Genomic DNA, 15753 nt, shown 5'->3' on the forward strand with positions numbered 1-15753 from the left:
CTCCCCGCGGCGTTGGTTTACGCAATTAACAGCTGATGGTTCGCCAGCAGCGTCGCCAGATCCGTCTGCACGCCGTTCAGGGTCACCAGCGTGGTTGGCGAGAACTGACCGCCGGTACCGTCCAGGTCAACCTGGATCTCGGTATTGCTGCCGTTCTGCACCACGCGGATATAATCGCTGATATTGCCCGCGCTGCTGTCCAGGGTGGCGACGCCGTTCACGTAGCTTGCCGAGCCCGTGCCGGTATAGCCGCTGCCGGAGAGCAGATCGCGCAGATCAATGCGATCCGTGTCCGCGGTCCCTTCCCATGTGCCGACCGTAAAGCCGTTCACCACGTCGTGACCGTTACCGCCCGTTGCATCCGAGGCGTTGATCAGCTTGTAGAGCAACGTATCGTGACCGCCGCTGCCGATGTTGAAGGTGTCGTTCCCGCCGCGGCCTTCGAACCGGTTATCACCGCTGTTGCCGGTAATGACGTCGTCGAAGTTCGAGCCGTTGATCCCCTCAATGTTGAGCAGTCGTGACGTTCCGAACCCGGTGTCCTGCGCGGTAGAAAGGCGCAAATCAACGGTCACGCCGGAGGTCGCATTGCGGTAATCCACCACGTCCATCCCGCCGGTGTTGCTCCAGGTGTCGTAGTCGGAATGGGTATTCCAGCCGCCGGAGCCGTTGTAGGTATAGGTGCCGTTCTCTGCGATAAAGGTGTCGTTATACCCGGTCCCGGTTATGGTCCCGCTGTGGCCGCCGGTGGCGGCTTCGGCCGTCAGGACGTAGCCCTCTTTGCCGTTGCCCGCTTCCAGACCGCTCCAGGTAACGTTATCCGACACGCCGTTGGTGATCTTCAGGATTTCGGCCGAATAGGTTTCATTCGGATCCAGCCCGTAGAAGCTCACCAGCGCAGAAGTATCGTTCGACCCGATACCGGACTGGGCGTTGATGATCTGCGAGGCCACCAGCACGCCCGCGGCGTTGTACAGATTGACCGTGTTGCCGTAGTAGGCGTTGATGCCCTCGCTGTCGACAATGTGCAGGTGCATCGCGGTGCCGTCAGCAATGGTTTTGCTGTTTTGCACCAGCACCACCTTGCCGTTCTGCTGAGAGACCAGCAGATCCTGCGCGCCGTCCCAGTTGTAGTCGACTGCGGCCACACCGGTAACGTTCGCCAGGCCGGAAGCCAGCTGGCTGGAGGTCCAGGTGGAACCGTAGCCGTTGTTGGTAAACAGCGTTGCCGTCTGCGAGCCGCCGTAGGTGCTGAGCTTGATGATGTCCATCTGCCCGTCACCGTTCCAGTCCACCGCCACCGACAGATACCCCGCCGTGGCGTTAGAGGCTTCCACCGCGCTCTTGGTGGCAGAGAGCTTCCCGGTACCGTCGTTGTAGTAGATCACCCCGCCGTTGTTGTTGTAGCTGCTGCCCAGGTACAGATCCATGTAGCCATCGCCGTTGAAGTCCGCCCACGTCATGGACGCCGCCGTGGTGGTATTCGAGGCGTTTGCCACAAACACGTTCGTCAGGTTCTGACCGATAGAGAGCGTGCCGTTACCGTTGTTGTTGATCACGGTTAACGAGTACGCGCCGCTACGGTTGGTGTGCTGAACGATATCCACCGTGCCGTCGTTGTTCAGGTCGACGCCGGAGATTTCACGCCCGGAATCGAACTGGCCGTAGAAACCGCCTTCGCCACCGGTGCCGTCCGGCGACAGAACGCCGTTGTTGTTCACCAGGTAGGTCAGTGAGTCCATGCCGGCATCACCGTACGCCAGATCCAGATAGCCATCGCCGGTTTTGTCGTAGGCAATCACGCCGCCGTACCAGATGGTGGTGCCCATCGCCAGCTGGCTGGCGTTATAGGTGCTGCCATCGTAGGTCCACATCACCTGCGTTGACCCGGCGTAGGTATTTTCCGTCGCGAAGATATCCTGCGTGCCGTTACGGTCAAAGTCGGCGGCGGTCTGGCTCACCACGTAATAGCCGCGGGTGTTGGTCAGCGCATTTCCGGCATAGGTCGAGCTATCGCTGCTGGAGTATGACTGGCCGTTAGCAATGATATTCCACAGACCGCTGCTGTTCATGCCGAGGGTCATGGTGGAGTTGTTGCTGTTCCCCGCCGTGGTTGCCCAGTCGGTATTCACCGAGGTGGTATCAATCACCAGGCTGCCGGTCGCCGTACCGGTGGTATTACCGTTACCCGCGCTGCTCTTCACCTGCGCCGTCACGCTGTAGCTCGACACGCTCAGCGCATCGCCGTCCGGGATCTGCAGATACCAGGTGTTGTGATCCGGATCGACCACCACCGCACCGCCAGTCTGGGAGGTGTAGGTTTTTCCGTTTACCGTTACCACCAGGTATTCACCGTTCACCAGATCAGCGGAGACGGTACCGCTGACAATCGGCGTGGTGTCCGACGTGGTCTGCGCGGTAATCGCCGCCGTGGTGGTCGGGATGCTGGTATCAACGTTCAGCACAAAGCCGTCCGATTCCGTGTAGTTACCTGCCCTGTCGGTGACGCGCACAATGTAGGTGTGGTTGCCGTCGCTCAGGCCGTTGTCCTGGAAGGACCAGCTTGCGCTGCCGTTCATGGTCACCTGGCCGAGCAGGACCCCGTCACGGTAGAGCTGCACAATTTCACCGTCGTCCGGGGCGCGGTTAAGCGTACCGTTGATCAGCGGCGAGTTATCGTCCGTTGCCACCGCGCTGCCAAAGGTCCCCTGACGCTCGCCTTCGCCGTCGGTATAGCTCACTACCGTGCCTACGGTGGCTGGCGGCGTGGTGTCCACCGTCACCACCTGAGAGGCGGTGGAGCCGACGTTGCCCGCCTGGTCGATAATCCTCACCTGGTAGGTGTAGTCCCCGTCAGCCAGATCGCGGGTATCGGTGTAGCTCCAGCGCTGGTTGGTGACCGTGGCATCTGACCAGGTGTTCCCGCCGTCCAGGCTGATCTGTACGCGCTCGTCGTTTGCCAGCGCGCTGCCCAGTGAACCGTTGATGGTCAGCGTGGTGTCCATGGTGATGAAATCACTCCCGGACTGGCCGGTATCTTCGCTGATGCTGTCGATGGTGACGCCGTACTGCGGCGCCTGCGTATCCACCGTCACCGCCTGCGAGGTGGTTGCCCCGACATTCCCCGCCTGGTCGACGACCCGCACCTGGTAGTTATGGCTGCCGTCGGTCAGGGTACGCGTGTCGCTGTAGCTCCACTGCGTACCGCTGACGGTGGCGTACACCCAGGTGCTGCCGCCGTCCATGCTCACCTGCACGAATTCACCCGCGCCCAGCTCTGCGCCGAGCGTTCCGTGCAGCGTGTACGAGGTCGAACTGGTCAGGAAGTCGTTATTGTCGAAGCCGGTATCCACGGTAATGTTATCCACGGTCACCGTAATCGCCGCATCCGGGGCGACCGTATCGACGGTCACCTGCTGATGGGCGCTGGCCCCCACGTTGCCCGCCGCATCCACCACGCGAACGTAGTAGTCATAGGTCTGGTTACCCAGCGTGCGGCTATCGACGTAGTACCAGCTGTTGCCGGTGACAATCACGTTCTGCCAGGTGACGCCGCCGTCGATGCTGATCTGGGCATATTCGCCGTCGGCCAGCGTCGCGCCGAGCGAGCCGTGCAGCGTCAGGGACGTATCGTTGGTGATAAAGTCGCTGCTGCTCAGGCCGGTATCGTCGCTGATGCTGTCGATGGCGATCGTTTTGCTGGCGTCCGGCGCAACCGTATCAATGGTCACCACCTGGCTGGCGGTGGCGCTGATATTGCCCGCGTCGTCAATCACGCGCAGCTGGTAGTTGTAATCCCCGTCGGCCAACGTGCGGCCATCGACATAGGTCCAGCTCAGGCCGCTGACGCTGACGTCTGTCCAGGTAACGCCGCCGTCGAGGCTGATCTGCGCGTGGTCGCCGCTGCCCAGCGCCGCGCCGAGCGTCCCTTTCAGGCTGATCTGGCTGTCGCTGGTGATAAAGTCGCTGCCGGACAGACCCGTATCCTGGGTGATGGAATCCACCGTAATCGTCGTCGCCACAGGCTTCGTCTGATCGATCACCACGTCCTGGCTGTCCGTCGCCCCCACGTTGCCCGCGTTATCGATAACGCGCACCTGATACTGATACGTACCGTCCGTCAGGGTGCGGCCATCGGTGTAGCGCCAGGTGGTGCCGGTCACGGTCAGGTCAATCCAGGTGGTGCCGCCGTCAAGGCTGATCTGCGCCTTCTCGTTATTGCCGAGCTGCGCGGTCAGCGAGCCGTTGACCACCACCTGGCTATCGTTGGTGATGAAATCACTCGCGCTCAGGCCGGTGTCGTTTTGCAGCGAATCAATGCTGATGCCCATCGACGGCGCGGTGAGATCCACGGTGACGGTGTGGTTATCGCTGCCGCTGTTGCCGATGGTGTTGCTGACCTGCGCGTTAATGACGTACGAACCGCCGTCCGCCAGCGCGGTCACGTCTGCGCTGCCGACCGTATAGCTCCAGCTGCCGTCATTCTGGACGGTCGCCGTGTAGGTTTTACCGTTCAGCGTGATGGTCACCGTCTGGCCCGCCGGGGCGTCGGTGGTGCCGCTGACGACCAGCGGCGTGCCGTGCTCGGCGGCGTTGACGATATCGTCCTGCGCAAAGGTGTTGATGGTGATGGTTGGGACATCGCCGTTCAGCGTCACGTCGTGCGTCGCGCTGCCCGGGTTGCCCGCCCTGTCGCTTACCGAAGCGGTGATGGTGTAATCCCCGTCGCTCAGGCCGAGGAAATCACGGCCCGGCACGAAGACCGACCAGGATCCGTCCGCCCCGACGGTCGCCTGATAGCTGTGCCCGTTGAAGGAGACGGTCACCGTCTGGCCCTGTTCCGCCGTAGTGGTGCCGCTGATGGTCTGGCCCGCCAGCTGCTCCGCGTTGTTGACGATATCGTCATCGGCCACGGTGCTGATGGTCACGCTTGGCGCGACGGTATCGACCGTTAAGGTGTGCGTGGTCTGGCCGTTATTACCCGCTTTATCGTTGACCGAGGCGGTCACCGTCAGCGCGCCCTGGCTCAGCGCGGCCAGATCGGCTGCCGGAACATCCAGCGTCCACGTCCCGTCGTTCGCGACGGTGGCAGTGTAGGTTTTGCCGCCCAGCGTCACGGTGACGGTCTGGCCCGCCTCCGCGCTGGAAGATCCGTGCACGGTCAGCGGCTGCTGCGCTTCAAGCGCGTTCAGCATGTCGTCACCCGACAGCGTCGCAATGCTCACGACCGGCGCGGTGGCATCCACGCTGATGCCGTGCGTCGCCGACGCGCTGTTGCCCGCGCTGTCCTGTGCCGAGACGGACACCTGGTAGCTCGCGCCATCGGCCAGGGCGCCCACGTCGGCGGCCGGAACGGTGGTCGTCCAGCTGCCGTCGCTCTGGATGGTGGCCGTATAGCTCTTGCCGTTCAGCGTCACGGTGACCTGCGTCCCGCTGGCGAACTGGGCGCTGGAGCCGTTAATCACCAGTGGCGAACCGGCTTCAGCCGCGTTGATGACGTCATCGCCGCTGAGGGTATTGATGGTCAGCGCCACGGAGGCCGTGTTCACTACCACGTCGTGGGTCTGGGTGCTGCTGTTGCCCGCGCTGTCGGTAATCGTCGCGCTGAGGGTCACGGTGCCGTCGGTCAGCGCGGAAATCACGCTGGCCGGCACGCCCACGCTCCAGTTACCGCTGGCGTCAACGGTGGTGGTGTACTGGTTCGAACCGATGGTGATGACCAGCTTATCGCCGACGCTCGCGCCGGTTGCCGTGCCGCTGACGATCTGCGCCTGCCCGTGCTCCACGCTGTTGATGACGTCATCGCCCGCGACGGCGTTAAAGCTGACGGTCGGCGGCGTGGTATCAAGCGTAATCGCTTTGCCCGCGCTGCCCGGGTTACCCGCGGCGTCGCTCACGCTGACCTGCACGGTGTAGCCGTTATCCGCCAGTGCGGACAGGTCTGTGCCCGGCACGTTCACGCTCCAGATACCGCCCTGCTGCACCTGCGCGGTATAGCTCTTCCCGCCCAGCGTCACGGTGACCGTCTGACCGACTTCCGCCGTGGTGGTGCCGGAAATGGCCACGCCCGCAGCCGCTTCGCTGGCGTTAATCACGTTATCGCCTGCGACCGTATCGATGCTCACGGCTGGCGCGGTGGCGTCCACGCTGTACTCGCGGCCCGCCGAGGCGCTGTTGCCGTGCGCGTTGGTGACGCTCACCTGCACGCCGGCATCGCCGTCTTTAAGGCCCGCGAGATCCGCAGACGGCACGGTGGCCGTCCAGTTACCGTCGGCATCGACTTTCGCGGTGTACGTCTTGCCGCCGAAGATGACGGTAACGGTCTGGTTTTCCTCTACGTTCGAGGTGCTGCCGGACAGCACCAGATCCGCGCCTTTCTCCGCCGCGTTAATCACGTCGTCGGTGGCAATCGCATCGATGCTGATAGCCACCGCTGACAGATCGACGGTCACGTCATGGCTGATGGTCACCGGGTTGCCCGCCGCGCTCTGGCCTGCAACGGTCACGGTGACCGTGCCCGCATTCAGCGCGCTAACGTCCGCCGCCGGGATCGCCGCGCTCCATGTGCCGTCTGCCAGCACGGAGGCCGCATAGGTTTTGCCGTTGACGGTCACGGTGAGCGTGGTGCCTGCCGCCAGCCCGTCGCTGGAGCCGGTAACGATCAGATTCTGCCCGTGCTCGATGCTGTTGATCACATCGTCGCCCGCCACGGTATCAATGCGCAGTCCCGGCAGGCTGGCGTCGATAGTGATTTCGCGCTCGCCCACGCCGGTATTGCCGTGGCCGTTGGTGACGGATGCTGACACCGTCAGGTCACCGTTGCCCAGCGCCGTCAGGACGGATTCCGGCACGTTCACGGACCAGGTGAGATCGCTCTGCACCGTTGCGGTGTAGCTGTTGCCGCCGATAGTCACGGTTACCGTGTTGCCCGCCTCCGCGTTCGCTACCTTACCGCTGATGGTCTGGCCTGCGGCCACTTCCGCCGCGTTGATGACGTTATCGCCCGCCACGGTGTTGATGGTGACGGTCGGCAGCGCGGTATCGACCAGCAGGGTCGCCGTGTTGCTGACGCTGTTGCCCACGCCGTTGGTGGTGGTCGCGTTCAGGGTGTAATTGGCCTGGCCGAGACCGGCCAGATCCGCTGCCGGAACCGTCAGGCTCCAGGTGCCGTCCGCCGCCGTCGTTGCAGTGTAGTTTTTGCCGTTGAGGGTCACGGTCACCACGGTGCCTTCCGCCAGGTTGGCGCTGGTGCCGCTGACGCTCAGGTCCTGACCTTTCTCCACCGCGTTCAGCACGTTATCGCCGCTGATGGCGTTGAACGCCACGGACGGCAGGCCGGTATCGACGGTCACGTTATGGCTGCCGGTGCCGGTGTTGCCCGCCGCGTCGGTGACTGACGCAGTGACGGTCACGGTGCCGTCGCTGAGGCCGGAAATCACGCTGGCCGGTACGCCCACGCTCCAGTTCCCCGCCGCGTCCAGCACGGTGGTGTAAGTCTGGCCACCAATCGTAACGGTGACCTTATCGCCCGCTGCCGCGCCGGTGGCGGTGCCGCTGACGATATGCGCCTGGCTGTGTTCTGCGAGGTTAATGACGTCATCGCCCGCCACGGTGTTGATGGTCACCGCAGGCACGGTCACGTCCACCGTCAGATTGCGATCCGCCGACGCCGGGTTGCCCGCCTTGTCGCTGACGCTCGCCGTCACGGTGACGCTGCCGTCGCCGAGCGATGCCAGATCCGCCGCCGGAACGCTCAGCGTCCAGCTGCCGTCCGCGTCTGCGGTTGTGGTGTAGTCTTTGCCGTTCAGCGTCACGGTCACGGTCTGGCCTGCTTCGGCGGTGGTGGTGCCGGATACGGTCAGATCGGACTGCGCTTCTGCGGCGTTCAGAATATCGTCAGCCGCCAGGGTATGAATGGTCACGGACGGCGCGGTTGCATCCACGCTGTACTCGCGGCCTGCCGAAGCGCTGTTGCCGTTCACGTTGGTGACGCTCACCTGCACGCTGGCGTCACCGTCCCTGAGGTGTACCAGGTCCGCAGACGGTACGGTGTAGGTCCAGTTACCGCTGTCGTCTACTGTCGCGCTATAGATTTTGCCGTTCAGGCTGATGGTCACGGTCTGCCCGGCTTCCACGTTGGTGGTCGCACCGGACAGCACTAGATCCGCGCCCTTCTCCGCCGCGTTAATCACGTCGTCGGTGGCGATGGCGTTGATGCTGATGGCAACGGTCGCCAGATCCACCGTCACGTCGTGAGTGATGGTGATCGGATTGCCCGCAGAGCTGTCGCCGGTCACGCTGATTTTGACGGTGCCTTCCGGCCACGCGCTCACGTCGGTGGACGGGATCGCCGCGCTCCAGGTGCCGTCCGCCAGCACCGTGGCCGCATAGTCTTTACCGTTGACGGTGACGGTCAGCGCCGTGCCTGCCGCCAGCCCGTCGCTGGAGCCGGTGACGATCAGGTTCTGCGCGTGTTCGATGGTGTTGATCACGTCATCACCCGCGACGGTGTCGACGCGCAGGCCCGGCAGGTTAGCGTCGATAGCGATTTCGCGCTCGCCGGTGCCGGTGTTGCCGTGGCCGTTGGTGACGGTCGCCGTTACGCTCAGGCTGCCGTTGCCCAGCGCGGTCAGCACGTCAGACGGCACGTTCACGGACCAGGTGAAGTCGTTCTGCACCGTTGCGGTGTAGCTGTTGCCGCCGATAGTCACGGTTACCGTGTTGCCCGCTTCGGCGTTCGCCACGGTGCCGCTCAGAGTCTGGCCTGCCGCCACTTCCGCCGCGTTGATGACGTTGTCGCCCGCCACGGTGTTGATGGTGACGGTCGGCAGCGCGGTATCGACCAGCAGGTTCGCGGTGTTGCTCACGCTGTTGCCCACGCCGTTGGTGGCGGTCGCGTTCAGGGTGTAATTGGCCTGGCCGAGACCGGCCAGATCCGCAGCCGGAACGGTCAGGCTCCAGGTGCCGTCTGCCGCGGTCGTCGCCGTATAGTTTTTGCCGTTGAGGGTCACGGTCACCACGGTGCCTTCCGCGAGGTTGGCGCTGGTGCCGCTGACGCTCAGATCCTGACCTTTTTCAACGGCGTTCAGTACGTTGTCATCGCTGATGGCGTTGAAGGCCACCGATGGCAGACCGGTATCGACGGTCACGTTATGCGTGCCGGTGCCGGTGTTGCCCGCCGCGTCGGTGACTGACGCCGTTACGGTTACGGTGCCGTCGCTGAGGCCGGAAATCACGCTGGCCGGTACGCCCACGCTCCAGTTCCCCGCCGCGTCCAGCACGGTGGTGTAAGTCTGGCCGCCGATGGTGACGGTCACCTTATCACCCGCTGCCGCGCCGGTGGCGGTGCCGCTGATGATCTGCGCCTGGCCGTGCTCTGCGAGGTTAATGACATCGTCGCCCGCAACGGTATTAATGGTCACCGCAGGCGCGGTGATATCTACCGCCAGGTTGTGATCCACGGACGCCGGGTTACCCGCTTTATCGCTGACCGATGCGGTGACGATCACGCTGCCGTCGGTGAGTCCTGCCAGATCCGCCGCCGGAACGTTCAGCGTCCAGCTGCCGTCCGCGCCTGCGGTTGTGGTGTAGTCTTTGCCGTTCAGCGATACGGTGACCGTCTGGCCCGCTTCGGCGGTGGTGGTGCCGGATACGGTCAGATCGCTCTTCGCTTCGGCGGCGTTCAGAATGTCGTCGGTCGCCAGGGTATTGATGGTCACGGACGGCGCGGTCGCATCCACGCTGTACTCGCGGCCCGCCGAGGCGCTGTTGCCGTTGACGTTGGTGACGCTCACCTGCACGCTGGCGTCGCCGTCTTTCAGGCCCGCCAGATCCGCAGACGGCACGGTAGCTGTCCATTTGCCGTCGGCGTCCACCGTGGCGGTGTAGTTCTTGCCGCCAAAGGTAATGGTAACGGTCTGGTTTGCTTCCACGTTCGAGGTGGTGCCGGAGAGCACCAGATCCGCGCCCTTCTCGGCCGCGTTAATCACGTCGTCGGTGGCGATGGCATCAATGCTAATGGCAACGCTCGCCAGATCCACCGTCACATCGTGGCTGATGGAGACCGGGTTACCGGCGCTGCTCTGGCCCGATACGGTCACGGTAGCCGTGCCTGCGGCCAGCGCACCCACGTCCGCCGCCGGGATCGCCGCGCTCCAGGTGCCGTCCGCCAGCACGGTTGCCGGATAGGTTTTGCCGTTTACGGTCACGGTCAGCGCCGCGCCAGCCGCCAGCCCGTCGCTGGAGCCGGTGATAATCAGATTCTGCCCGTGTTCGATGCTGTTGATCACGTCGTCACCCGCCACGGTATCCACGCGCAGGCCCGGCAGGTTAGCGTCTATCACGATTTCGCGCTCGCCCGTTCCGCTATTGCCCACGCCGTTCGTGACGCTGGCCGACACCGTCAAATCACCGTTGCCCAGCGCGGTCAGCACGGATTCCGGCACGTTAACGGACCAGGTGAGATCGCTCTGCACCGTGGCGGTGTAGCTGTTGCCGCCAATGGTCACGGTCACGGTGTTGCCCGCTTCGGCATTCACCACCTTACCGCTGATGGTCTGCCCGGCTGCCAGCTCCGCCGCGTTAATCACGTCGTCACCTGCAATGGTGTTAACAATCACGCCCGGCAGAACGGATTCCACGTTCACGGTGTGCGACGCGCTGGTATTGTTGCCGACGCTGTCCGTTGCTGAGGCGGTGACGGTATAAAGCGCCTCGCCCAGCTGACCGACCTCGTTCGCCGGAACGGTAGTCGTCCATTTTCCGTTATCGTCCACCTGCGCGCTGTACGCTTTGCCGTTCAGCATCACGGTCACCACCGCGCCTGCCGCCAGGCCGGAAGCCGTACCGGAGATCGTCAGATCCTGGGTTTTCTCGGCGTTGTTGATCGCATCGTCACCGGAAACGGTGTCAATGGTCAGCACCGGCGCGGTCAGGTTCACCTCCACGCCGTGCGTGGCGCTGTTGCTGTTGCCCGCTTTATCGGTCAGCGCCGCGGTGATGGTGTAATCCCCTGCGGCCAGGGCGGTAACGTCCGCCGCAGGCACGCCCACGCTCCAGTTGCCTGAGGCATCCAGGGTGGCGGTGTACGATTTGCCGTTGAGGGTGACGGTGACCACATCGCCCGCCGCCGCACCGGTCACGGAACCCGTGACAATCAGTGCCTGCGCATGCTCGGCGCTGTTGATCACGTCGTCGTCAGAAACGGTGTGGATGGTCAGCTGCGGGACGGTGGTATCGACCAGCACGTCGCGATCCGCTGAGGCCGGGTTGCCCGCCTTATCAGACACGGCGGCGCTGATGGTGTAGTTGCCGTCGGTAATACCGCTCAGATCCGCGGACGGCACGGTCACGCTCCAGCTGCCGTTTGCCTGCACGGTGGTGGTGTAGTCCACGCCGTTCAGCGTCACGGTGACGGTCTGGCCCGCTTCGGCGTTGGTCACGCCGTTAACGACCAGATCCTGCTGCGCTTCGGCAGCATTGATGATGTTGTTGTCGCTGACGATCTCAATAGATACCGTCGGCGCGGTCGCGTCCACGCTGTACTCGCGGCCCGCCGACGCGCCGTTGCCGTTCACGTTGGTGACGCTCACCTGCACGCTGGCATCGCCGTCTTTCAGGCTGCCCAAATCAGCAGACGGTACGGTCGCCGTCCAGTTGCCGCTGGCATCGACCGTCGCGGTGTACGACTTGCCGCCGAAGGTAATGGTGACGGTCTGGTTTTCTTCCACGTTGGAGGTCGAGCCGGACAGCACCAGGTCCGCGCCTTTCTCCGCCGCGTTGATTACGTCGTCCGAGGCAATCGGGTTAATGCTGATGGCGACTGCCGCCAGATCCACCTTCACGTCGTGGCTGATGGAAACCGGATTGCCCGCCGCGCTCTGGCCTTCCACGGTCACGGCAATCGTGCCCGCATTCAGCGCGCTGACGTCTGCCGCCGGAATGGCAGCCGTCCAGGTGCCGTCCGCCAGTACGGTCGCCGCATAGGTTTTGCCGTTGACGGTCACCGTTAACGCCGCGCCCGTTGCCAGGCCCTCGCTGGAGCCGGTGATAATCAGGTTCTGAGCATGCTCAATGCTGTTGATGACATCGTCGCCCGCCACGGTATCGACGCGCAGGCCCGGCAGGTTGGCGTCTATCACGATTTCGCGCTCGCCGGTGCCGGTGTTGCCGTGGCCGTTGGTGACGCTGGCTGACACCGTCAGATCGCCGTTACCGATGGCGGTTAAGACCGTGGACGGCACGTTGACCGACCAGCTCAGATCGTCCTGAACCGTCGCGGTCCAGGTATTGCCGCCGATTGAAATCGTGACAGTGTCACCGCTCGCCGCGCCGCTCACCTTCCCGCTCAGGGTCTGCCCGGCAGCCACTTCCGCTGCGTTAATAACATCGTCCGTGGCGACAGGGTTGATGGTGACCTGCGGCAGCGCGCTGTCGACCAGCACGCTGTGGCCGGTGCTTGCGCTGTTGCCCGCCGCGTCGGTTACGCTCGCCGTCACCACGTAGCTCGCTTCGCCCAGCGCGGAGACGTTTGCCGCCGGAACGCTGATGCTCCAGCTGCCGCTGGCGTCGGTGGTGGCCGTATAGCTGATACCGTTCAGGGTCACCGTAATGGTGGTTCCGTCCGGCTGGTTGCTGGTGCCGGACACCAGCAGATCCTGGCCTTTCTCGGTCGCGTTGATCACGTCGTCAACCGCCAGGGTATTGATGGCAACCACCGGCGCGATCAGGGAAACGTCAAACTCGTGCGTAGCGGTGGTGCTGTTACCGGCTTTATCGGTGAGTGTCGCGGAGATCGTCTGTTCGCCGTTAACCAGCGCGCCCACGTCCGCCGCCGGAACGCCCACGCTCCAGCTGCCGGACGCGTCCAGCACGGCGGTGTAGTCTTTGCCGTTCAGGGTCACGGTAATCACGTCACCCGCCTGCGCGCCCGTGACCTTGCCGGAGACGATCAGCGCCTGGCCGTGCTCGGCAATATTCACGATGTCGTCGCCCGCGACGATGTTGAAGCTAATCTGCGGTACGGTGGTGTCGACCAGCACCGAGGAGCCCGCGCTGGCCGGGTTGCCTGCCTTATCGGACACGGTCGCCGTGACCGCCGCGCTGCCGTCGGCGATGCCTGCCATATCCGCCGCCGGAACGTCGAGCGTCCAGCTGCCGTCCGCCTGCACCTGCGCGGTGTACTGATTGCCGTTGAAGGTCACGGTGACCGTCTGGCCCGCTTCGGCAGTAGAGGTGCCGCTCAGGGTCAGATCCTGCGCCGCCTCTGCCGCGTTCAGCATATTGTCATGGCTGATGGTGTTGATGGTCACCGTTGGCGCGGTGGTATCGACGCTGAACTCCTGCGCCGAAGACGCGGCGTTGCCGTTCACGTTGGTAATGGATACCTGCACGCTGGCGTCACCGTCTTTCAGGCCGCTCAAATCGGCTGCCGGAACGGTCCAGGTCCAGTCGCCGTTAGCATCCACCGTAGTGGTATAGGTTTTACCCGCAAAGGTAATAGTCACGGTCTGGCCCGCTTCCACGCTGGAGGTGGTGCCGGAAAGCAGCAGATCCTGGCCTTTTTCCGCCGCGTTGAGCACGTTATCGTCGGTCACGCTGCTGATGGTGATGGCGACAGGCGCGAGATCGACGTCCACAACGGTGCCGATAGTCACCGGGTTGCCGGAAGCATCCTGCGCGCTTGCCTTGATATCCAGCGAACCGTCCGCCCACTGGGAGACATCGGCCGCCGGTACCGCCGCCTGCCAGGTGCCGTCCGCCAGTACCGTTGCGGAATAATCTTTGCCGTTGATGGTCACGGTCACGGCGCTGCCCGCCGCCAGATCGGTGCTGGTACCGGATACAATCAGGTTCTGAGCGTGTTCAATCACGTTAATTACGTCGTCACCCGCCACGGTATCAATACGCAGTCCCGGGAGCTGGGCGTCGATGGTGAAGTCGTGAGAAGAAGAGCCGGTATTGCCGTGCGCGTTGGTCACGCTGGCGGATACGGTGAGGTCGCCGTTGCCGAGCGCGGTTAACTGGCTCTCGCTTAACGGCAGGCTCCAGGTCAGATCGTCCTGCACGGTAGCTGTGTACGTCTGGCCGCCAAGGATAATAGTGACAGTGTCACCTGGCGCCGCATTCGTCACCTTACCGGTCAGGGTTTGCCCTGCCGCCACTTCCGCTGCGTTAACGATATTGTCGCCCGCCAGCGTGTCGATCGTTACCACCGGCAGGGAGCTGTCCACCAGCACGTCGTGCGAGGTTGAGGCGCTGTTGCCTGCGCTATCCGTAACGCTCGCCGTCACGGTGTAATGGGCTTCTCCCAGCGCGCTTACGGCGGAGGCCGGTACGGTCACGCTCCAGTTACCGCTGGCGTCAGCGGTGGCGGTGTACTGAATGCCGTTCAGGGTCACCGTAATGGTCGTGCCTTCCGGCTGGTTGCTGGTGCCGGAGAGCAGCAGATCTTCGCCCTTCTCGGTCGCGTTGATCACGTCGTCCGCCGCCAGCGTGTTGATACCGATGACAGGCGTCACGGTATTCACCACCACATCCAGCGAACTGCTTCCGGTGTTGCCGGACCTGTCGGTCACGGAGACGTCGATGGTCCAGGTGCCGTCAGTCAGTCCCTGCACGACGGACGCCGGCAGGCCAAGGCTCCAGTTCCCCGCCGCATCCACCACGGTGGTGTAATCGACGCTGTTAATGGTGATGGTGACCAGGTCGCCCGCGGCCGCACCGGTGACGGAGCCGCTCAGGATCTGCGCCTGTGAATGGGCGAGCTGGTTAACGGTGTTGGTGTTGGTGACAAAGTCGTTAATCGTCACCTGCGGTACGGTTGCGTCCACCAGACCCACGCGGTCCGCGCTGCTGGCGTTGCCCGCCACGTCGCTGACGGTGGCCGTCACGGTCACAATGCCGTCCGCCAGGGCACCCACGTCTGCTGCCGGGACGCTCAGCTGCCAGGTACCGTCCGCCTGAACCGTGGTCTGATACGTTTTGCCGTTCAGCGTCACGGTGACCGTCTGGCCAGGTTCCGCACTGCTGCTGCCGCTTAACAGTAAATCCTGCTGCGCTTCAGCGGCATTGATGATGTTGTCGGCGGTCAGGTTATCGAGCGTAATCGCCGGTGGCTGCGTATCCACCGTGACCACACGCGCGGCGTCGGCGCTGTTGCCGCTGACGTTAGTGACGCTGACGCTCACCTGCGCGCGCCCGTCGATCAGGGTTTCCATGGCGCTGGCGGGTACGGTCAGGCTCCAGGAGCCATCCTGCTGCACCAGCGCGGTGAAGGTCTGGTCGGCGAATTTCACCACCACGGTCTGCCCCGCCTCCACGCCCTGCGTCTGGCCGGAAAGGGTTAAATCACTGACTTTTTCTGCCGCATTCAGCAGGTCATCGCCGGAGACGGTATCAATGGTGACCGCCACGGCGTTCAGATCGAGTTCAATCGGGTGTTCAGCCGCAACGGGATTGCCCCAGGCATCTACCGCGCTGACGCTAACCGTCATGCCGCCCGCCGTCCAGGCCTGCAGGTCCGCCGCCGGAACGCCGATCTGCCAGCTGCCGCTGGCGTTAACCGCGGTGACGTACTCCACATTGTTGATGGTGACGACAATCTGCGTGCCCGCGGCCAGATGGGTGCTGGAGCCGGTGACGCTCAGATCCTGCTGCTGTTCGATGGCGTTGATCACGTCATCGCCGGAAATGGTGTTCACGCGCAGGCCCGGCAGCTCCGCGTTGATGTTGATATCACGCTCGCCGGTGCCG

At 63.7% G+C, this 15753-nt stretch carries 1 protein-coding gene; it reads right to left on the reverse strand.

Features of this window, described 5'->3' with window-relative positions:
• Positions 1-17: 17 nt before the first annotated feature.
• Positions 18-15701 carry an Ig-like domain-containing protein gene (locus M2422_RS03955; protein WP_404997312.1) on the reverse strand — a complete coding sequence of 5228 codons (15684 nt, stop codon included), beginning with the start codon at positions 15699-15701 and terminating at the stop codon, positions 18-20.
• Positions 15702-15753 lie beyond the last annotated feature (52 nt).

Source organism: Enterobacter sp. SLBN-59 (assembly GCF_024807915.1).
GTDB classification, from domain to species: Bacteria; Pseudomonadota; Gammaproteobacteria; order Enterobacterales; family Enterobacteriaceae; genus Enterobacter; species Enterobacter asburiae_B.